Annotated in this window: 23 protein-coding genes; 11 read left to right on the top strand and 12 right to left on the bottom strand. The window is 63.5% G+C overall.

Annotated elements, in window-relative coordinates; translation table 11 throughout:
• Positions 1–21 precede the first annotated feature (21 nt).
• Positions 22–243: a 50S ribosomal protein L31 gene (gene rpmE, locus NKJ37_RS04760; protein WP_023811830.1), complete on the bottom strand. Its 222-nt coding sequence runs from the start codon at positions 241–243 to the stop codon at positions 22–24.
• A 206-nt stretch (positions 244–449) separates the two neighbouring features.
• Here rpmE and NKJ37_RS04755 point away from each other — a divergent pair, with 206 nt between their 5' ends.
• Entirely contained in the window at positions 450–2,249 is a 1,800-nt protein-coding gene (locus NKJ37_RS04755) for an ABC transporter transmembrane domain-containing protein (protein ID WP_352554262.1), read from the top strand.
• A 31-nt stretch (positions 2,250–2,280) separates the two neighbouring features.
• On the opposite strand, the gene NKJ37_RS04750 is transcribed toward NKJ37_RS04755, so the two are convergent.
• The gene (locus NKJ37_RS04750) at positions 2,281–3,768 is read right to left on the bottom strand and encodes a carboxypeptidase M32 (protein WP_352772967.1); all 1,488 of its coding nucleotides are present in this window, start codon (positions 3,766–3,768) and stop codon (positions 2,281–2,283) included.
• A 142-nt stretch (positions 3,769–3,910) separates the two neighbouring features.
• Here NKJ37_RS04750 and NKJ37_RS04745 point away from each other — a divergent pair, with 142 nt between their 5' ends.
• On the top strand, positions 3,911–4,264 hold the full coding sequence (locus NKJ37_RS04745) for a DUF1304 domain-containing protein (RefSeq protein WP_352554260.1): 354 nt from the start codon (positions 3,911–3,913) through the stop codon (positions 4,262–4,264).
• 80 nt (positions 4,265–4,344) lie between these two features.
• Here NKJ37_RS04745 and NKJ37_RS04740 read toward each other — a convergent pair whose 3' ends face one another.
• The 9 genes from NKJ37_RS04740 to NKJ37_RS04700 form a co-directional block, all read right to left on the bottom strand.
• Entirely contained in the window at positions 4,345–4,773 is a 429-nt protein-coding gene (locus tag NKJ37_RS04740) for a hypothetical protein (RefSeq protein ID WP_352772964.1), read from the bottom strand.
• Between the two features lie 248 nt (positions 4,774–5,021).
• Positions 5,022–6,053 (bottom strand): peptidoglycan -binding protein, encoded by a 1,032-nt coding sequence (locus NKJ37_RS04735; protein WP_023811834.1) that lies wholly within the window; start codon positions 6,051–6,053, stop codon positions 5,022–5,024.
• 1 nt (position 6,054) lies between these two features.
• Positions 6,055–7,080, bottom strand: a complete 1,026-nt coding sequence (locus NKJ37_RS04730; protein ID WP_013529124.1) for a MotA/TolQ/ExbB proton channel family protein — start codon at positions 7,078–7,080, stop codon at positions 6,055–6,057.
• A gap of 104 nt (positions 7,081–7,184) precedes the next feature.
• Positions 7,185–7,871: a PAQR family membrane homeostasis protein TrhA gene (gene trhA / locus NKJ37_RS04725; protein WP_164780293.1), complete on the bottom strand. Its 687-nt coding sequence runs from the start codon at positions 7,869–7,871 to the stop codon at positions 7,185–7,187.
• Between the two features lie 106 nt (positions 7,872–7,977).
• A complete protein-coding gene (locus NKJ37_RS04720; RefSeq protein ID WP_352772961.1) occupies positions 7,978–8,778 on the bottom strand; it encodes an inositol monophosphatase family protein in 801 nt (266 codons plus the stop codon).
• Between the two features lie 86 nt (positions 8,779–8,864).
• Entirely contained in the window at positions 8,865–9,431 is a 567-nt protein-coding gene (gene efp / locus NKJ37_RS04715; protein WP_352611396.1) for an elongation factor P, read from the bottom strand.
• A gap of 174 nt (positions 9,432–9,605) precedes the next feature.
• Positions 9,606–10,646, bottom strand: coding sequence for a tetratricopeptide repeat protein (locus NKJ37_RS04710; protein WP_352554257.1), 1,041 nt, complete (start codon positions 10,644–10,646; stop codon positions 9,606–9,608).
• A gap of 1 nt (position 10,647) precedes the next feature.
• A complete protein-coding gene (locus NKJ37_RS04705) occupies positions 10,648–11,295 on the bottom strand; it encodes a thiamine phosphate synthase (protein ID WP_352772959.1) in 648 nt (215 codons plus the stop codon).
• Between the two features lie 134 nt (positions 11,296–11,429).
• The gene (locus NKJ37_RS04700; RefSeq protein ID WP_352772956.1) at positions 11,430–12,335 is read right to left on the bottom strand and encodes a DMT family transporter; all 906 of its coding nucleotides are present in this window, start codon (positions 12,333–12,335) and stop codon (positions 11,430–11,432) included.
• A gap of 134 nt (positions 12,336–12,469) precedes the next feature.
• On the opposite strand from NKJ37_RS04700, the gene NKJ37_RS04695 reads away from it, so the two are divergent.
• The 3 genes from NKJ37_RS04695 to NKJ37_RS04685 all read left to right on the top strand — a co-directional run bounded on the left by NKJ37_RS04695 (position 12,470) and on the right by NKJ37_RS04685 (position 14,628).
• Positions 12,470–12,949 (top strand): Lrp/AsnC family transcriptional regulator, encoded by a 480-nt coding sequence (locus tag NKJ37_RS04695; protein WP_127296193.1) that lies wholly within the window; start codon positions 12,470–12,472, stop codon positions 12,947–12,949.
• A 62-nt stretch (positions 12,950–13,011) separates the two neighbouring features.
• Positions 13,012–13,740: a class I SAM-dependent methyltransferase gene (locus NKJ37_RS04690; protein ID WP_352772953.1), complete on the top strand. Its 729-nt coding sequence runs from the start codon at positions 13,012–13,014 to the stop codon at positions 13,738–13,740.
• A gap of 117 nt (positions 13,741–13,857) precedes the next feature.
• On the top strand, positions 13,858–14,628 hold the full coding sequence (locus NKJ37_RS04685; RefSeq protein ID WP_352772950.1) for a sulfite exporter TauE/SafE family protein: 771 nt from the start codon (positions 13,858–13,860) through the stop codon (positions 14,626–14,628).
• A 36-nt stretch (positions 14,629–14,664) separates the two neighbouring features.
• Here NKJ37_RS04685 and NKJ37_RS04680 read toward each other — a convergent pair whose 3' ends face one another.
• Positions 14,665–15,216, bottom strand: a complete 552-nt coding sequence (locus NKJ37_RS04680; protein WP_352554254.1) for a DUF2269 family protein — start codon at positions 15,214–15,216, stop codon at positions 14,665–14,667.
• A 332-nt stretch (positions 15,217–15,548) separates the two neighbouring features.
• On the opposite strand from NKJ37_RS04680, the gene NKJ37_RS04675 reads away from it, so the two are divergent.
• The 6 genes from NKJ37_RS04675 to ruvA all read left to right on the top strand — a co-directional run bounded on the left by NKJ37_RS04675 (position 15,549) and on the right by ruvA (position 18,818).
• Positions 15,549–15,929, top strand: a complete 381-nt coding sequence (locus NKJ37_RS04675) for a hypothetical protein (protein WP_352772947.1) — start codon at positions 15,549–15,551, stop codon at positions 15,927–15,929.
• 398 nt (positions 15,930–16,327) lie between these two features.
• Positions 16,328–16,861, top strand: coding sequence for a protease adaptor protein RcdA (gene rcdA, locus NKJ37_RS04670; RefSeq protein WP_352678064.1), 534 nt, complete (start codon positions 16,328–16,330; stop codon positions 16,859–16,861).
• A gap of 76 nt (positions 16,862–16,937) precedes the next feature.
• On the top strand, positions 16,938–17,447 hold the full coding sequence (gene ruvC, locus NKJ37_RS04665) for a crossover junction endodeoxyribonuclease RuvC (protein WP_127296188.1): 510 nt from the start codon (positions 16,938–16,940) through the stop codon (positions 17,445–17,447).
• A gap of 56 nt (positions 17,448–17,503) precedes the next feature.
• A complete protein-coding gene (locus tag NKJ37_RS04660) occupies positions 17,504–17,773 on the top strand; it encodes an AbrB/MazE/SpoVT family DNA-binding domain-containing protein (protein ID WP_023811846.1) in 270 nt (89 codons plus the stop codon).
• Entirely contained in the window at positions 17,751–18,170 is a 420-nt protein-coding gene (locus NKJ37_RS04655; protein WP_023811847.1) for a type II toxin-antitoxin system VapC family toxin, read from the top strand. The genes NKJ37_RS04660 and NKJ37_RS04655 overlap by 23 nt, the downstream gene beginning before the upstream one ends.
• Before the next feature lie 27 nt (positions 18,171–18,197).
• Positions 18,198–18,818 (top strand): Holliday junction branch migration protein RuvA, encoded by a 621-nt coding sequence (gene ruvA, locus NKJ37_RS04650; RefSeq protein ID WP_023811848.1) that lies wholly within the window; start codon positions 18,198–18,200, stop codon positions 18,816–18,818.
• Positions 18,819–18,826 lie beyond the last annotated feature (8 nt).

Here is an 18,826-nt window from a genome sequence, read left to right as displayed (position 1 = left end):
ATCCGTGAAAGCTCGTTGAGCTTAGATGCCGAAACCTTCGAAACGCTTCTTGAACTTCGACAGGCGGCCGCCGCGGTCGAGCAGGGTCTGCTGGCCGCCGGTCCAGGCCGGGTGGGTGGTCGGGTCGATATCGAGGTTCATCGTATCGCCTTCCTTGCCCCAGGTCGAACGGGTCGTGTATTCGGTGCCATCGGTCATGACGACCTTGATGGTGTGGTAGTCGGGATGAATAGCGCTCTTCATGGCTCGGTTCCTGGCTTGCCGGCGCTGCCGACGGGCATAAGCCTGCGTCGATGCGCCTCTTTTTAAAACTCGAAGCCGCAGCTATTGAGGAGCCACGGCTTCTAAAACGGTCGGCGAGCCTATACATCAGCCGGAATTGAATCACAAGGCCGCGGCAAGCGCATATTGAGGCGCAGACCCCAAGGGCGGCTGGAGGAAACATCGGGATGGCGCAAATCACCAGCGCAGACGAGCGCCGGCGTTCGCTCAAGCCGCTCCGGCGCCTGTTCCCGTACATCACGCACTATCGCACGCTGGTCGTCGGCGCCATCATCTCGCTGGTCATCGCGGCGGCAACCACGCTGGCGCTGCCGCTGGCGGTGCGACGCATGATCGATCATGGTTTTTCGTCGTCCAGCACCACCTTCATCGCCGAATATTTCGCCGCCCTGGTGGCGATGGCCGCCCTGCTGGCGGCGGCATCGGCCGGCCGCTACTATTTCGTCATCACGCTGGGCGAGCGCGTCGTCGCCGATATCCGGCGCGATGTGTTTGCCCATGTGACGACGCTGTCGCCTGCCTTTTTCGACACCGCCCAGTCGGGCGAGATCGTGTCGCGGCTTGCCGCCGACACGACGCAGGTCAAGTCGGCGGTCGGAGCGACGGCCTCGGTGGCGCTGCGCAACGTAATCCTCGGTCTTGGCGCGGTGGGGATGATGGTCATCACCAGCCCGAAACTGTCAGGCCTCGTCATTGTCGCTATACCTGTCATCGTGCTGCCGTTGGTCGCTTTCGGCCGTTCGGTGCGGCGCAAATCACGCCAGGCGCAGGATACGCTGGCCGATGCCACGGCCTATGCCAGCGAACAGATCGGCGCGGTGCGCACGCTGCAGGCCTTCACCAATGAGAAGCTGGTCACCGGGCATTTCTCGGCCGCGGTGGAAGCTGCTTTCGAGGCGGCACGCTCCTCGATCTTCGCGCGCTCCTTCCTTACCTTCTTCGCCATTTTCACCATCTTCTCGTCCGTTGTGGCGGTGCTGTGGTTCGGCTCGCGCGACGTGCTCGAAGGCTCGATATCGCCGGGTACGCTCGGCCAGTTCCTGCTCTATTCGGTGTTCGCCGCCGGCGCGCTGGGGGCGCTGTCGGAAGTGTGGGGCGAGCTCGCGCAAGCGGCGGGTGCCGCCGAACGGCTGACCGAGATCCTGGCCGAGAAGCCGGCGATCCAGGCGCCCGCCGATCCGAAGCCGCTGCCCGCGGTGGCCAAGGGCGCGATCGTCTTCGACAATGTCTCCTTCTCCTACCCGGCAAGGCCCGACCGCGCCGCCGTGCACGGCTTGAGTTTTCAGGTCATGCCCGGCGAGACGGTGGCGATCGTCGGGCCGTCAGGGGCCGGCAAGAGCACGGTGTTTTCACTGATCCTGCGCTTCTACGATCCCGAAACAGGCAAGATCCTGATCGACGGTGTCGACGTGCGCGAGGCCGATCCCGTTTCGGTCCGCCATCGCATCGCGATCGTGCCGCAGGACGTCACCATTTTCGCGGCAAGCGCGCGTGACAATATCGGTTTCGGCCGGCCGGGAGCCAGCAAGGCCGAAATCGAGACGGCGGCGAAGGATGCACTTGCCGATGAATTCATCCTCAAGCTGGAAAAAGGCTATGACAGCCAGGTCGGTGAGCGCGGCGTGACGCTGTCAGGCGGCCAGCGCCAGCGGGTGGCGATCGCCCGCGCCATCCTGCGCGACGCGCCGATCCTACTGCTCGACGAGGCCACCTCGGCACTCGACGCCGAAAGCGAGACGCTGGTGCAGACCGCGTTGGAACGCCTGATGCAGGGCCGCACCACGATCGTCATCGCCCACCGCCTGGCAACGGTGCTGAAGGCCGACAGGATCCTGGTCATGGATGGCGGCTCGATCGTCGAGGAAGGCACGCATCAGAGCCTTGTCGCCAAGGGCGGCATCTATGCGCGTCTGGCCAAGCTGCAGTTCGAAACCGGCGCCAGCGCCTTCAGAGGCGCGGCGGAGTAGGCAGAAACATCTGCCGCTGTGCCGGCAGCCACTATACGGCTCCGTATCGCTGCTTCAGATGGTTCACGAAATAGGTGGCGTTGAGCTTTTCGCCGGTAGCGCGTTCGAGCAGATCCGGCGTCGACCAGCGTGATCCCTGCGACCAGATTTTTTCGCGGCGCCACTCGTTGATCGCCTTGAAATTGCCTTTGGCGAGATCGTCATCGGCGGCAGGATGATCCCGCGTCAGCGCCGCCCATTGCTGCGCCGCCATCATCGCGCCCAGCGTGTAGGAGGGGAAATAGCCGAAGGCGGCCCCTGGCCAATGCACGTCCTGCATCGGCCCGTCGGCCGGATTGTCGATGGTGGAAAGACCGAGGTAATCGCGCATCTTGGCGTCCCAGGCTTCGGGCAGGTCGGCGACCTCCAGCCGGCCCGCGACGAGCTCCTGCTCCAGTTCGTAGCGCAGGATGACATGCAGGGGGTAGGTCACCTCGTCGGCATCGACACGGATCAGGCCGCGCTCGACGCGATGCACATGCGGCAGGATATCGTCGAGCGACCAGGCCTCACCGAGATGCTTTTCAACCACCGGCAGCGCCCAGTTCCAGAAGGCCGGGTTGCGGCCGAGCTGTTTTTCGACGAACAGGCTCTGGCTTTCATGCACGGCCATGCCGCGCGCCTTGCCGAGCGGCCAGTGCGACCATGCCTTGGGCAGGTTCTGTTCGTAGAGCGCATGGCCGGTCTCGTGAAGCACGCCCATCAGCGCCGACAGGAAGTCGGACGTCTTGTAGCGGGTGGTGATGCGCACGTCGCTCGGCACGCCCCCGCAGAAAGGATGGTGCGACACCGACAGCGACCCGTGTGTCAGGTCGAAGCCGACCGCCGCCATCATGGCAAGGCCGAGCTCGCGCTGCCGGTCGATCGCATAGGTGCCTGAGAGCGGCTTCAGCGGGCGCTTGCGCAGCCGCGCGTCCTGGACCGCCAGCGCCTCCGGCACGAAGCTTTTCAGGAAAGCCTTCAGGTCGGTGAAGACTGGCGTGATGTCGGCGGTGCGGTTGCCGGGGTCGTATTGCTCCATCAGCGCGTCATAGGGGGCTAGGTCGAGCACATCGGCACGCAGCGCCGCCTCCTCGCGCACCAGCGCCACGACGCCCTCCAGCGCCGGCTGGAAGCCTGCCCAGTCGTTCTTGCCGCGCAGGCCGCGCCACAGCTGCTCGCAACGCATGCGCGCGGTCGTCTGGCGTTCGACGAATTCGACCGGCAGGCAGGTCAGGTTGGTATATTGGCGCCGCAGTTCCGAGACCGCGGTGCGCTGCTCTTCACCCAACGCTTCCTGCTCTGCCGCGGCGATCCAGTCTGCTATCTCCGGCGCCGTTGCCCTGGTGTGATACATGCCGGCCAGTGCCGAGATCGCCTCGGCACGCTTCTCGCCGCCGCCGACGGCCATGTGGGTGGCCTCGTCGGCACCGAGGATGGCCAGCGCATGCTCGAGTGCTTCGAGCTTGTGGCCGAGATTATCGAGTTTCTGAAAGGACATGGCGGCTTCCGTGATTGGGGACGGCGCGAAAAGATACCAACGCAAAGGCGTTGGCAACCCTCAGACGCCGTCCAGCAGATGCACCTTGCGCAGGCGAGGCCGCGCATGAAATGCTGCCGGCAACACATCAAGGGGGGAAAAAATGATCGGCAACATCCTGGTCGGGCTGGTGGCCTTGATCCATGCCTACATCGTCTATCTGGAGATGGTGCTGTGGGACACGCCGCGCGGACACAAGGCTTTCAACCTGACCCGGGAATTCGCCAGTGCCTCGAAAGTGCTCGCCGCCAATCAGGGACTCTACAACGGGTTCCTCGCCGCCGGGCTCATCTGGGGGTTATACCTTGGTGCGGCCGGTTTCCAGGTCAAAGTCTTCTTTCTGGCTTGCGTGGCCATTGCCGGCCTCTATGGCGCGGCAACGGTCGGGCGCAAGATCCTGTTCATCCAGACCGTGCCGGCGGCGGCTGCCCTGATCGCGGTGTGGCTCGGCTGGTAAAAAGGACGCCCGCGGGAGGCCCCCGAAGGCGTCAGGCGGTCCCTTCCTCTTGGACCGTTTCAGCCGTCCTCTTGGACCGTTTAGCCGTTCGGGTAATTGCCGCCGTCGGCGCCGTCGCCGATCAGGAAACCACTGCCGGTATCGATCATCAACCGCTGGTCGACATTGTCGAGACGACGCAACAGGTCATGGTATTGCGCGGCCGGTATCCTGCCATGATAGGACGCGGCGACTTTCTCGGCCGTTTGACCGATGTAGGCCGTGCGCATTTCCAGGCGTTCCGCCACGGCCGGGGTGATGTTGTTGGCCTGTCTTGCGTCCACGATGCCCTGCCGGACGCCCTGCACCTGTGCGATAAGCGCCTCGACACGCGGGCCAGTCATGTCGGTCGGATCGGTCGCGTCGAGAGCGCCCTTGTGATGGCCCGCGGCATAGGCACCGGCAAGCGGAACGGCGATGAGGAACGCCGTGAGTGTAGCAGTTCTAAGCGAGGTCTTGAAAGAGCGCATCACGCGTCTCCTCTTGTAGAGGAAAGCGGCGGTTGTCCGCCTGCCTTCCGGCCTTGGGCCGTCCGGTTCCGTCGCGTCGCGATGAGGGGGGTTCATCGCCGGCGGTTCTCGGCCCGGGCGGCAAGCTAGGACCGCCCTGCGACAATGTGTAATTAAAAAAAGATAATCTTTTCAGGCCTTGCCGGCCTCGATATGCGCCCTAGAGTTGAGCCGACGAACAAGTTCGCGTGAGTTCGCGTGATGATGGATCAACGTTCGGTGAGCTTCAGTTCAATACGGCGGTTCTTGTTGCGCGCCTCTTCGGTGTCGGCGGGATCGAGCGGCTGGAACTCACCGAAACCGGCGGCGACGAGCCGGTTGGCAGGCACGCCGTTTTCGATCAGGAATTTCACCACCGAGGTCGAACGGGCCGTCGACAGTTCCCAATTGTCGCGGTAGCGGCCGGCGCCGGAGAGCGGCTTGTTGTCGGTGTGGCCGTCGACGCGCAGCACCCAGTTGATCTCGGGCGGGATTTCCTTCTGCAACTCGATGATGGCGTCGGCGAGCTTCTTCATCTCGACCTTGCCGGCATCGTTGATCACCTCGGAGCCGGTCGGGAACAGCACTTCCGACTGGAAGACGAAGCGGTCGCCGACGATGCGGATGTTCTCGCGGTCGGCGAGGATTTCGCGCAAGCGGCCGAAAAAGTCGGAGCGGTAGCGGTTCAACTCCTGCACGCGCTGTGCCAGTGCGACGTTGAGGCGACGGCCGAGGTCGGCGATCTTGGTGTTTGAATCGCGGTCGCGGATTTCGGAGACGTTGAGCGCATCCTCGAGCGCGCCGATCTGCTTGCGCAGTGCCGCGATCTGCTGGTTGAGGATCTCGACCTGGCTCAGTGCCTGCTGGCTGATCTGGCGCTGGCTGTCGAGTTCGCCGCCGAGCGCCGCGGCGCGCTGGTTGGCGGCGTCGCCGGCGCCCGCACCTTGCGCCAGCAATTGCTGGAGCCGGCTCCTTTCCGCTTCCGCCGCCGACAGCGATGCCTGCAGATTGGCCAGCGAGTCATCCTTGTCCTGCGCCGTCGAGCGCTCCAGCGCCAGCAGCTGCGTCAGTTCGTTGATCTGGGAGTTGAGGCGCGAGAGTGCCGTATCCTTGCCGGAGATTTCGCGTCCCAGCAGGAACTGCGCCAGCACGAAGACCGTGAGCAGGAACATAATCGCCAAAAGCAGCGTCGACAGCGCGTCGACGAAGCCCGGCCAGTAGTCGATGCGGCGATCGGTGCGCCGGCCCCTGGCGAGTGCCACTTCAGTGCACCCCGGGCTTCTTCAAGGCATCGGCGATCTTTTCCAGCGTGTTGCGCATCGCCTTCTGCTCGTCGGACTGGGCCTCGACCCAGTCGCGCATGATCTGCTGTTCCGAGCGCATGTTCTTGACCAGGCCGGAAATGCCGTCGGCGAGATTGGCCATGGCGGTGGCGACGCGCGGGTTGGAGCCGCCGCCATTCTCCTGCATGCTGCGCAGCCGTTCGGACAGCACCCGGATCTCGTCGGAGGATTCGGTCTTGGCTGGGTCGGCGACTACGATGTCCGACGACAGGTCGGTCACCGAGGACAGCCAGTTTTCCAGTTCGGTGTAGAAGCGCGTCTGGGCGCGGCCGGCCTGCAGGTCGAGGAAGCCGAGCACCAGCGAGCCGGAGAGGCCGAACAGCGAGGACGAGAAGGCCGTGCCCATGCCGGCCAGCGGCGCGGAAAGCCCCTGCTTCAGGGAATCGAGCACCGCGGCGGCGTCACCGGTGCCGGGATCGAGCGATTCGATGGTCTCGCGGATCGAGCCGATGGTGTTCAACAGGCCCCAGAAGGTGCCGAGCAGGCCGAGGAACACCAGCAGGCCGACGAGATAGCGCGAGGTGTCGCGGCTTTCGTCGAGGCGGGTGGCGATGGAATCGAGCATGGTGCGCATCGAACTGGTCGAGAAGGCCATCGCCGAGGAACGGCCGATCATCGCCTTCATCGGCGCCAGCAGCACCGGTTCTGTCGTCTCAGAGCCGGCACGGAAGGAGTTGACCCAGCGCACCTCGCGAAACAGTCGCCCGACCTGGGCGAAGGCCAAAAGGATGCCGACCACCAGCACGCCGACGATCAGGCCATTGAGGCCGGGATTGCTGCCAAAGGCGGTCGAGATTTGTCGGGTCAGAATGGCGGCGATGAAGGCGACGATGACCAGGAAGATCACCATGGTCAGCAAAAAGACCTGCGGGCTCGATAGTTTATGCGGGTCGTAGATCAGGACATCAGAACGTCTGCCCATGCCGAAGGATCTGAGAAAAGCCATCCGTGCCCCGTTTCCGATGCCGCCGCCGATCACGTAAACCGCGACTCTAAACGGAATTGTGACCAAATTGAATGGCGCTTGGCAATATTGCCGCGTCGATAGTGTCAGAGGCGATTGATGACCAGACAGTCAACCATGGCGGCCAGATGCAGGCCGGCGCCGGTGACGACGAAACCGTGCCACAGCGCGTTGTGGAAGCGCAGCCCCTTCCAGGCGAAGAAGATGACGCCGCAGGAATAGACGATGCCGCCGGCGACGATCAGCGCTATCGATGTCGTCGGCAGTGTCTGGACAAGCGGCTTGACCAGGATGATGCCGCTCCAGCCGATGGCGAGATAGAAGCCGATCGCCAGCCGGTCGAAACGGCCGGGAAAGAACACCTTGATGGCAATGCCCAGCACTGCCGCGGTCCAGACCAGCACGATCATCCAGCGCGCCAGCGGCGAGCCTTCGAGCTGCGCCAGGAAAGGCGTGTAGGTCGCGGCGATCAGCAGATAGATCGCGGCGTGGTCGAAACGCCGCAACACCCATTTTGCCGGCGACGACACCGGCCACAGATTGTAGGTCATCGACACCGAGAGCACGGTGAGCAGCGAAACCACGTAGAAGGCGGCGGCGATGTATTCGCCCGGTCCGACACGGAACGCCGCCAGCGCCAGCAGTGCCGAACCGGCCGATATCGCCAGCACGATGCCGACCGCGTGGACGATACCGTCTGCGATCATCTCGGCACGCGAATAGTGCCAGCGTCCGATGAACGGGATATCGGGGTAAGGTTCGTTGTCTCTCACTAAGCCGGGTTCCTGCACCGCGCCCTCCAATTTGGGCGCATGCCGGGCAGTATTTCAAGCTTCCATTGCGGTTTTGCGACTGCGGCGCATCCGCGCGGCGTGGCTGTCAGCGGGAGGAGAGCGGCTTCTTCACGACCTTCAGCAAAGCGCGCTGGATGACCTCGTTGCCGGCGACGACCGAACCGTTATCGAGCATGTCCTGGCCGCCGTCCATGTCGGAGACGAAGCCGCCTGCCTCGCGGATCAAAAGCAGCCCGGCGGCGATGTCCCAGGCCGACAGGCCGGTTTCCCAGAAGCCATCCATGCGGCCGGCGGCGACATAGGCGAGATCGAGCGAGGCGGAGCCGAGGCGGCGGACGCCGGAAACCTCGGCCATGACGTTGCGCAGTTCGACGAGGAAATTGCCATGGTGGCCGCGGCCGAGATGCGGCATGCCGCAGCCGATCACGGTGTCGACCAGCTTGATGCGGCCAGCGACGCGCAAGCGGCGGTCGTTCATGAAGGCGCCGCCGCCGCGTTCGCAGGTGTAGAGTTCGTCCATCGCCGGATTGTAGATGACGCCGGCGATGATCTGGCCCTGGCGCTCCAGCGCGATCGAAACGGCAAAGAGCGGAATGCCGTGCAGGAAATTGGTGGTGCCGTCGAGCGGGTCAACGATCCAGCGATGCTGGCCGTCGTCGCCTTCGACCACGCCGCGCTCTTCCATCAGGAAGGAATAGCCGGGCCGAGCCTTGGACAGTTCGGCAAAGACGATGTCCTCTGCCTTGCGGTCGGCCTGGCTGACATAGTCGCCGGGGCCTTTCATCGAGACCTGCAGGTTCTGCACCTCGCCGAAGTCGCGCGACAGCGAGCGGCCGGCCTTCATTGCGGCCTGGACCATGACGTTGAGAAGGGCTGAGCGTGCCATAGTGCTTTTTCCCGGTGCTGCGCTTTAAACTCCGCCTCGATGCATGTCGGTGACCCAGAACCGAGGCCACTTTGGGGCGACATGCGTCAGTCGGCGCGGCGCACGTAAGTGATTTCGTTGGTGTCGACGATGATGCGCTCGCCGGCGCCGATGAAGGGCGGCACCAGGACGCGGATGCCGTTCTCCAGGATCGCCGGCTTGTAGGACGATGCCGCCGTCTGACCCTTCACCACCGGGTCGGCCTCGGTGATGGTCAGCGTCACATAGTCGGGCAGCGAAATGCCGATCGGCCGCTCTTCGTAGAGCTGGACCGTCACCATCATGCCGTCCTGCAGGAAGGCGGCGCGATCGCCGACGAAGTCCTTGTTCAATTCGAGCTGCTCGTAGCTCTGGGTGTCCATGAACACCAGTGCGTCTTCCTGCGCGTAGAGGAAGGAAAAATCCTTCAGGTTGAGCCGGATCTGTTCGACGGTCTCGGCCGAGCGGAAGCGCTCGTTGAGTTTGGTGCCGTTGATGAGGTTCTTCAGTTCGACCTGATTGTAGGCGCCGCCCTTGCCGGGCTTGACGGTGTTGGTCCTGACCGCCACCCAAAGGCCGCCATCATGCTCGATGACATAGCCGGGACGGATTTCGTTGCCATTGATCTTGGCCATGATGAGATGATCCGGAATGATGCCAACGGCCACGCCGTCGGTATGGGATGTTCGCTGGGAAAGCGATTTCGGGCTCCCAAGACCACAAATCGCCAGAAGAGGCAAGGGAGCGGGCAGGTCGGTGCCAGGCGAGGGGAGCCGAGGTTACACTTGCAATGACCGCGAGAACCGCCGTCAAGGCAGCCGGTTGGCCTTCTGCAGCGCCTGCTTGGTCTGGTCGTCGTCCAGCCCCTGCAGGAAGTCGTCCATCTGTGGGTCGATGAGGCCGGCACGACGGGCGACGACGTACCAGGCGCCGGCAAGCACAAGGTCCGGATCGGTGCCGATGCCTTGCATATAGAGCTTGGCCAGGCGGTTCTGGGCGGCGACATTGCCGCCTTCCGCCGCCTGCTTCATCCAGCCGAAGGCGGATTTCAGGTCGCGCGCACCGCCGCGGCCTTCGATCATCCAGGCGGCGAGATCGATCTGCGCGGTGTCGTAGTTCTGCCTGGCTGCCTGCGCCAGCAGGCGCCTTGCCTGGGCGTCGTCGCGTGGCTTGCCGCCGACGCCATTGGCGTAGATCTGCGACATCGCATATTGCGCGTCCGCGAGGCCGGTCGCGGCGGCGCGCTCATAGTAGGAGACCGCCTTGGCCATGCCGGCATCGCCGGGGTCCTGCTGGACCAGCATCTGCGCGAAATTGAATTGCGCCAGCCGGTTGCCGGCTTCGGCGGCGGCCTGCATCAGGGCGTAGGCTTCTTTTCCATCCTTTTTGACATAGCGGCCGTCGAGCAGCATCAGCGCATACTGGAACTGCGATTCCGGCACACCCTGTTCGGCGGCCAGCGCGTACCATTTCGCCGCCTGCGCCGAATTGACCGGTACACCGAGCCCCCGCGACAGGATCTCGGCCACCAAGGTCTGCGCCGCCGGATCGCCGTTTTGCGCCCGGACCAATGCCAAATTGTAAGCTGTCTTGTAGAGACCGCGCTGGAAGGCGCCATAGGCCGCGTCGGCGGGTTTTGCGCCGAAGCGGTCGGGATTGACCGTGTCGGCCGACGGCAGCGGCGCCGGTTCTGCCGTGGTGGCGGGCTGCGGCAGCGGCTTGTCGATCGGCTTGTCGGTGTGCACGCCGATTTCCGGCTTGGGCTGCGGCAGCGGGATGGTCTCCGCGGCCGCTGCCTGGACCATCAGCATCGCAAGCAGGGCCTGGAGGGGAAGCCTCGCCGAGGGCACGTCAGTCCTCGAAGCGTGGCGCGGTTTCGTCGAGCAGCGCGTTGGCGCTGGCGACCGCTGTCCTAGGATCGGTGCCGTCGGCGAACACGGCGCTCGACAGCGCCACGAATTCGGCACCGGTGGCGCCCACGGCTTCGACCGAGGCGATGTCGGATCCGGCCATGACGATGCACGGGATTTGGATCATATCCGCCCACCATGCGCCGAGCGACAGGTTGCGCGGGTGCGGTTCGGGCTTGTTGTCGTAGCCGAAGCGGCCGAAGAAGATGTAGTCTGGCCGCGTCTCGCCAAGCTCGAGCGCGTCGTCACGCGTCTTGGCGCCTCCGGTGCCGACCATCATCTTTGCCTGGAAATGCTCGATCGTCTCGGCGAGCTCGGCCTTGGAGACCTCGACATGGATGCCGTCGGCCTGGACGCGGCCGGCTATGCGGGTGTCGCCGGCGATGATGACAGCAACGCCGGCGGCTTGCGCTGCTGGCACGATCTGTTCGGCGAAAGCCTGGAAGGAGGCTTCATCCATGCCGTTCTCGGGCAGGATCAGCGAAGCGACATCGCCGCCATCGAATGCCGCGGCGATTCGGGCAGCCGGCACGCCGGACGGCGCGATCAGCACGATGCGACAGCGATTGGGGGGCGTTGCTTCATTCATGGTTCTTCGGGTCCCGCGTCTCGCCTATGCCGGGCGAAGATGGTTGGATTGCGGCATAGAGCAAAGTGCCCGCTTTGAACAGGCGGGCAGCCGGGATCGCGATGTTTGACCCGCCGGGCAGCCGGCGGGGCGCTTCATTTGATCGGGTGCGGGCTCGCCACGGGCGGTTTGCCCTTCCACAGCGTCCAGCCGAGATTCATGCCGGCGGCGGCGATCAGGATGGCGGTGGCGCCGACGACCTGACTCAGATGCAGCCGATGGCCGAAGGCGACGACATCGACCAGTATGGCGACGACGGGATAGATGAAGGACAGCGATCCCTGCAGATGCGTCGGCAGCTTCTGGATGGCGCCGTACATCAGTATGTACATCAGGCCGGTATGGACGATGCCGAGCGTCGCCAGCATGGTCCAGCTCCAGGCATCGGCCGGAAGCTCTGCAAGATTGGCGAAAGGCGCCAGCATGACGACGCCGACGCAGACCTGGATCAGCGCGATCAGGTGCGGTGGCGTGCCCTTGAGCTTCTTGGTGACGATGGCGGCAACGGCCCAAAAGAAAGCCGCGCCCAATGCCATGACGATGCCGGTAAAATAGTCCGTGCCAACATCACCGGCGTCGGGGGCCGACTGCACGATCAGCACCATGCCGGCGAAGGCGATGGCCAGCCAGGTCAGCTTGGTCAGGGTCAGCCGTTCGGCGAAGAAAAGCGCACCGAAGCCGACCAGCATGAAGGGCTGCGTGTTGTAGACAGCGGTGGCGATCGAGATCGACGCGCGCGAGAATGCGCTGAACAGCAGCAGCCAGTTGACGACGATTGCGACACCGCCGAGCGCGGCGATGCCGATGATGCGCAGCGACAGCTTGTTGCGCAGCAATCCCAGCCCGGCGCAGATGATGAGCAGCGTCATCGCGCCGAAAGCGCAACGCCAGAACACCACATCCATGATCGGCTGGCCGGACAGGACGACGAACCATCCGATCGTTCCCAGGATGGCCATTGCGGCGGACATTTCGACCGTGCCGCGTACTGTCTCGTTCACAACAAACCTCCGTATCGGTTGAGCCGCAATAATCTCATGCTGCCGCGAAGCTTTCCATCTGATTGGAAAGGGTGTATGGCCTGTTGGCCTAATTATATTAGGAGAAACTCCAAATTATCGGGGAAAGAAAAAAGATGCTGGACGATCTCGACCGAAATCTCCTTGAAATCCTGGTCAAGGATGCGCGAACCTCGCTGAAGGAGCTGGCCGCCCAGGTCGGACTGTCGTCGCCAAGCGTTTCGGAGCGGCTGCGACGGCTCGAGGAGCGCGGCGTCATCCGCGCATTCACCGTCGAGATCGATCCGCTGGCGCTCGGCTATACCTTGCAGGCGATCGTGCGCATCCGGCCTTTGCCGGGCAAGCTGCACATCGTCCAGAAGCTGATCGAGGACATCCCCGAATTCGGCGAATGCGACAAGGTGACGGGCGATGACTGTTTCGTCGCCCGGCTGTTCGTGCGTTCGATCGGCGATCTCGACGGGATTCTCGACCGTATCGCAGACAAGGCCGAGACAAGCACCGCCATCATCAAGGCGCAGCCGATCCGGCGGCGTCCACCGCCGCTCGATGCAGCTTCACCGCGCGACAGGGCAAAGGTCTTGCAGGCATCCTGATCGAGTTGGTGGAAAGCCGGTGGCCGGTTGGTTAGTGTGCCGGCCCAAACGAGGCCGGAACCATGGCGCAGAACATATACGACCGTGAGGATTTCTTCGCAGGCTACAGCCAGCTCGGCCGTTCGGTCGAAGGGCTGGAGGGTGCCGCCGAGTGGGCGGCACTGCGCGCCATGCTGCCCGATGTCGGCGGCTTGAGGGTCGTCGATCTCGGCTGCGGCTTCGGCTGGTTCTGCCGCTGGGCCCGCGAGCATGGGGCGGCGCAGGTGCTTGGCCTGGATCTGTCGGAGAAGATGCTTGCCCGGGCAAGGGCCGCCGGCCCGGATGCGGGCATAGACTATGAGACGGCCGATCTCGATCGGCTCAGCCTGCCGGAAGCCAGCTTCGATCTCGTCTACAGCTCGCTCGCCTTGCACTATGTCGAGGATGTGTCGCATCTGTTCGGGACCGTGCATCAGGCCCTGGCGCCTGGCGGGCATTTCGTTTTTTCGACGGAACATCCGATCTTCATGGCACCCACCAATCCCGGCTGGGCGATCGATGCCGAGGGCCGCAAGACATGGCCTGTCGACCAGTATCTAGTGGAAGGACCGCGCAGCACCAACTGGCTGGCCAAGGGTGTCGTGAAACATCACCGCACGATCGGCACCACTCTCAACGCTCTGATCCGGTCCGGCTTCACAATCGGCGATGTCGAGGAGTTCCGCCCGACCGATGCGCAGATCGCGGCCAAACCCGAACTGGCCGAGGAACTAGAGCGGCCGATGTTCCTGCTGGTCTCGGCCCGTCGATAGGCACAGGCCGCCGTCAGCCAACGGATGGGGCGGCCATGCCGATATTTGCTGTCGCTCCGCTCGGGATTCTGGGCTATTCAAGCGTCGATACGCTTCCCTCCAGACCAGTCCCCTCCCATGTCCGGCCTGCTTCTCGATCCGTGGTTCTATGCGGCTGCCCTTCCGGCGGTCATTCTGGTCGGCCTGTCCAAGGGCGGGTTCGGCGGCGCTGTGGGCTTCGTCGGTGTGCCGCTGATGGCGCTGACCATGCCGCCGGTGCAGGCGGCCGCCATCCTGCTGCCGATCCTGTGCCTGATGGACATCGTATCGGTGTGGACATGGTGGGGTGTCTATGACCGCAGGATGCTGGTCGACATGATGCCGGGCGCCGTCATCGGCATTGGTCTCGGCTGGCTGACGGCGGCATTCGTCACCGAAGAGGCGGTGCGGCTGATCGTCGGCGCCGTCGCCATCATCTTCGTCCTGCGCTGGCTCTATCTGCAGTTCCGCCATGGCGCCGATCACGCGGCGGCGCCCAACCGCGTGGCCGCCGCGGTCTGGGGCACGGTCGCCGGGTTCACCAGTTTCGTCGCCCATGTCGGCGGCCCGCCCTTCCAGGTCTATGCCTTGCCGATCCGGCTCGACCCGAAGGTGTTGTCGGGCACGGCGGCGATCTTCTTTGCCGCCACCAATGCGCTGAAGCTCGTGCCCTATTTCGCGCTCGGCCAGTTCGACACCGCCAACCTGACGGCGTCGGCGGTGCTGATGCCGCTGGCGCCGCTGTCGACCATCGCCGGGGCGTGGCTGGTGCGACGGATGCGCCCGGAAACATTCTATCCCTTCACCTACGCAACCGTCGCGGTCGTGGCGCTGAAGCTGCTTTGGGACGGCATCGCTGGCTTGATGTAGAAAGGCGGCCGCGCAGCCGCCCTGTTTATCCGGGGGTCACGCGGCGCTCGGCACGAGGCGACGGTTGCCGCCAAAGGCCAGTGTGGCGCCGGCCACGACGACCAGCACCATGCCGGCGAGGATGCCGATATCATGCGCGGTCGGCTTGAGCACCATGTCGGCGATGATCACCAGCATCACCGCATAGTCGAAGCGTGCCGCGCTCATCATGCGCTGACCGATGGCAAGAACAGCCGGTGTGACGCCCTCCTTGGCGATCATCTCGCCCATGCGCTCGCCCGTCGGCTTGAAGATCAACATGCCGATCGAAAAGGTCGTGGCGTAGCCGGCCAGGCCGATGAGGATCCATAGGTCGGAGAAGCCGACCCAGAACCAGCACATGATGAGGCCGAAAATCAGCGTCAGCATCGACATCGGCGCGAAGAACCTGCCGCCCAGCTGACCGCTGGCGCGCATTGCCTGCAGTTTTTCCTCGATGTTGCCCGCCCGCTCGGCAAGCATGCCCAGCAGGAACAGCACGAAGCCGCCTCCGACCCACAGAATGGCGGTAGTGACGTGGAGGAATTTGACGATCGAGTACCAGTCCATGGGTTGTTCCTGCAGTGTTCGGTCAGGTTTGCGGCTGGGCTGATTTGCGCCGGCCGTCAGAGGAGCGGGCGTTTTGCGTGGTGCCTGTTTCGGTACGATGTCGGGAAAAATTCGGCTCTGTTTCAGCCTGCCCTCAACTTACGAAGTCGCCGAGATTGTGAATGCACTATCTGATTTTCTGCTAATATACGGATGTCGGGAGGGGTTGGCGCGACATCGTCCGGATACGTTGCCGATGCTAGTGCGCCAATGCCGGGAGCCCGGTGGCGACAACAATCGCCTGACGATCAACCCATTCCCGCAAACGGGAAAAGGCAATTCGGGGGACCATTATGCAAGGGATAGCACGGAATTTCTTCACGCTGGCCATCATCTATTCGCTGTGCGGCATGGCGCTCGGCCTGTACATGGCGATCAGCCAGGATCACGGACAGATGCCGACCCACGCCCACACGATGGTGGCCGGATGGCTGATGTCGGCGGTCTTCGCCTTCTTCTACCATTTGTTTCCGGCAATCGGGAAGAAGACGCTCGCTACCGTTCATTTCTGGCTGACCGCAATCAGCGGTATCGGCCTGCTGATCGGCCTCTATTTCCTGCTTGCCGGCAATGCCGCGATCGAACCGCTGGTGGCGGCCTCCTCGATGGGCTTCTACGCGGCCATGCTGTTGTTTGCCTTCATCGCCTTGCCCGCCGTCTGGAGGACAGCCTGAGCTAGCCTGACGTAGGAGATGCTGTGCTGTTACGGCACAGTATGGCGGCGTTCGGTCAAAAAACATCCGCGCCGTTAAGGCTTCATTAAGCTTTACAGGTGTTTACTATGTTCATCCAGTGATCTGGATTCATACCGAGTGGTTGGAGCCACTTTGTTTGACGCCTCCCTGTTAAACTCCTGAGAGCCGCCTTATCCGCGGCTCTTTTTTTGTCTTCATTTCCCTTTTTGTCCGCATCTCGGCGGGGGCCGCCCAATGGCGGCTCGCCGTTAACCTTCTGTTAAACATGTGCTTGCCTTCGCCAGTGACGAAGCGCATTTTCAAGCTTCAGTCAGATAGGGTTCCGGGTGTATCGGCAGGGAGCCGAATCGGCCGGTTGCAAGTGCAGGGGCGTATCAATGAACGAGCCTTCGAAGGGCAGTGCGAAAACCGTCAAGCTGGCGGAGCGCCGGGTTTTCTCGCAATCCTTCAAGCCGCTTTACCAGGAAGGCATGGGCCTGGTCGAACAGGCCGCCGAATATCTCGACGGCAAGGGCCGGGCCGAGGCAAAGAAACTGTCGCGGCTGGGCGCCACGCTCTATGCGGCCGAATCGATGCGGCTGACCACCAGGCTGATGCAGGTTGCGTCCTGGCTGCTTTTGCAGCGCGCCGCCAATTCCGGCGAGATGACCCGCGACCAGGTCGCGTCGGAAAAGTCCAAGGTGCGCCTCGACACCGCTTCCGCCCATGACGAAGCCACCGGCTGGGCCGAGCTGCCCGAGGATTTCCTCGACCTCGTCACCCGCTCGCTGCGCCTGCAAGCACTGGTGCGCCGCATGGACGACGAGATCTATGGCTCGGGCGCCTTGGTCGACATGCAACCGATGGCGCGCCGCCTCAATCCGGTTTCCGACCAGATCAGCCTGCTCAACACGGCTTTCGCTCGGGGTTAGACCTCGGTCTGTCTTTCTGTTTCCGGTTTGTTCACATTTCGCTGGCATCGCTGTGGGCCGGAGGTAAAGTCGGCAAATGGCGGAAGCGATTCGCATCATCGGTATCGATCCGGGGCTTCGGCGCACCGGCTGGGGTATCGTCGAAAGCCTCGGCAATTCGCTGCGCTTTATTGCTTCAGGCACTGTGAAGTCCGACGACAAGGCGGCGCTGGCAACGCGGCTGTGCCAGCTGCATGACGGGCTGGCGGATATCCTGCACAGCGCGATGCCGCACGAGGCGGCGGTCGAACAGACCTTCGTCAACAAGGACGCCGTGGCGACGCTGAAGCTCGGCCAGGCACGTGGCATCGCCATGCTGGTGCCGGCGCGTGCCGGTCTCGTCGTTGCCGAATATGCGCCCAACGCCGTCAAGAAGGCGGTGATCGGCGTTGGTCATGGCGACAAGAAGCAGATCCACATGATGGTGAAGGTGCTGTTGCCAAAAGCCGTCTTCGACACCGAACATGCCGCCGACGCGCTGGCCATCGCCATCTGCCACGCGCATCATCGGCAAAGCGTGGCCTACAGGATGGCGCTGGCCGGCTAGCTATGTTCTTGACTTGTTCACGTTGCAGGGATAAGTAATACCGCAGAGGTATTACCATGCGCGTGACCACCAAGGGGCAAGTTACAATCCCCAAGCCGATAAGGGACCGTCTGGGCATCGCCCCGGGCTCCGAGGTGGAGTTTGTGGCCACCGACGAGGGCGTTCGGCTGGTTGCCGTCAACGAGAACCTCTCCCAGGAAGACAAATTGCGCAGGTTCAGCGATGTCCTCGACCGGATGGAGGGGACGTTGGATCTGGGAGGCATGACCACCGATCAGTACATGGAGTGGTTGAGGGGGCCGCGTGAAGATCTCGACGTTGATTGACACAAATGTCCTGATCGACGTCTGGGGACCGGCCGGACCGCTGACAACATGGTCGGCGTCGGCGATTGCTTCCTGCCGCCGTGATGGAGCCTTGGTGGTCAACACCATCATTTGGTCCGAACTCGCGCCACTGATAGCGACGGAAACGGCGCTTCGAAAAGCAGTCGACATGCTTGAGATGGATCGCGAACTTGTACCTTGGGACGCGGCATTCCTTGCCGGCGTCACGCATTCCCGCTATCGCCGGGCCGGTGGCATCAGGGAAAGAACCTTGCCCGATTTCTTTATCGGCGCTCACGCGACCGTCGCTGGACATCGTCTTTTGACCCGCGACGCCGCGCGTTACCGCAGTTACTTCCCGGAGCTCGACATCATCTCTCCTGAGACGCACCCATGAGAGCCCATCTTCCATGAAAGGTCTGGCATGATCGGCAAGCTCAAGGGTACGCTCGACGAGGTCGACGAGGACCATTGTCTCGTCGATATCCATGGCGTCGGCTATGTCGCCTATTGCTCGGCGCGCACGCTGGCCGCGCTGCCTTCGCCCGGCGAAGCGGTGGTGCTGTTCATCGAGACCTATGTGCGCGAGGACATGCTGCGTCTCTACGGCTTCCAGTCGCAGCTCGAGCGCGAGTGGTTCCGGTTGCTGATGAACAATGTGCCGGGCGTCGGCGCCAAGGTGGCGCTGGCCATCCTGTCGACGCTGGCGCCGGCGGATCTCGCCAACGCCATTGCGCTGCGCGACATCGCCATGGTTTCGCGCGCGCCCGGCGTCGGCAAGAAAGTGGCCGAGCGCATCGTCACCGAATTGAAGAACAAGGCGCCGGCCTATGCCGGCACCGCCTCGGGCACCATCGGCCTGAAACAGGAGCTCGGCGACGGCGTGGCATCCGCGCCGATAACCGACGCGGTCTCGGCGCTGGTCAATCTTGGCTATTCGCGCGACACCGCCGCCAATGCTGTGGCGGCGGCGCTGAAGACGGCGGGCGAGGATGCCGATGCGCCGAAGCTGATCCGCTTCGGGCTGAAGGAACTGGCGCAGTGATATGGTTG

It is taken from the genome of Mesorhizobium sp. M0140 (assembly GCF_040322475.1).
GTDB lineage: Bacteria > Pseudomonadota > Alphaproteobacteria > Rhizobiales > Rhizobiaceae > Mesorhizobium.
Note: the sequence above shows the minus strand (reverse complement) of the source record. Positions and strands in the feature narration are given on the sequence as shown.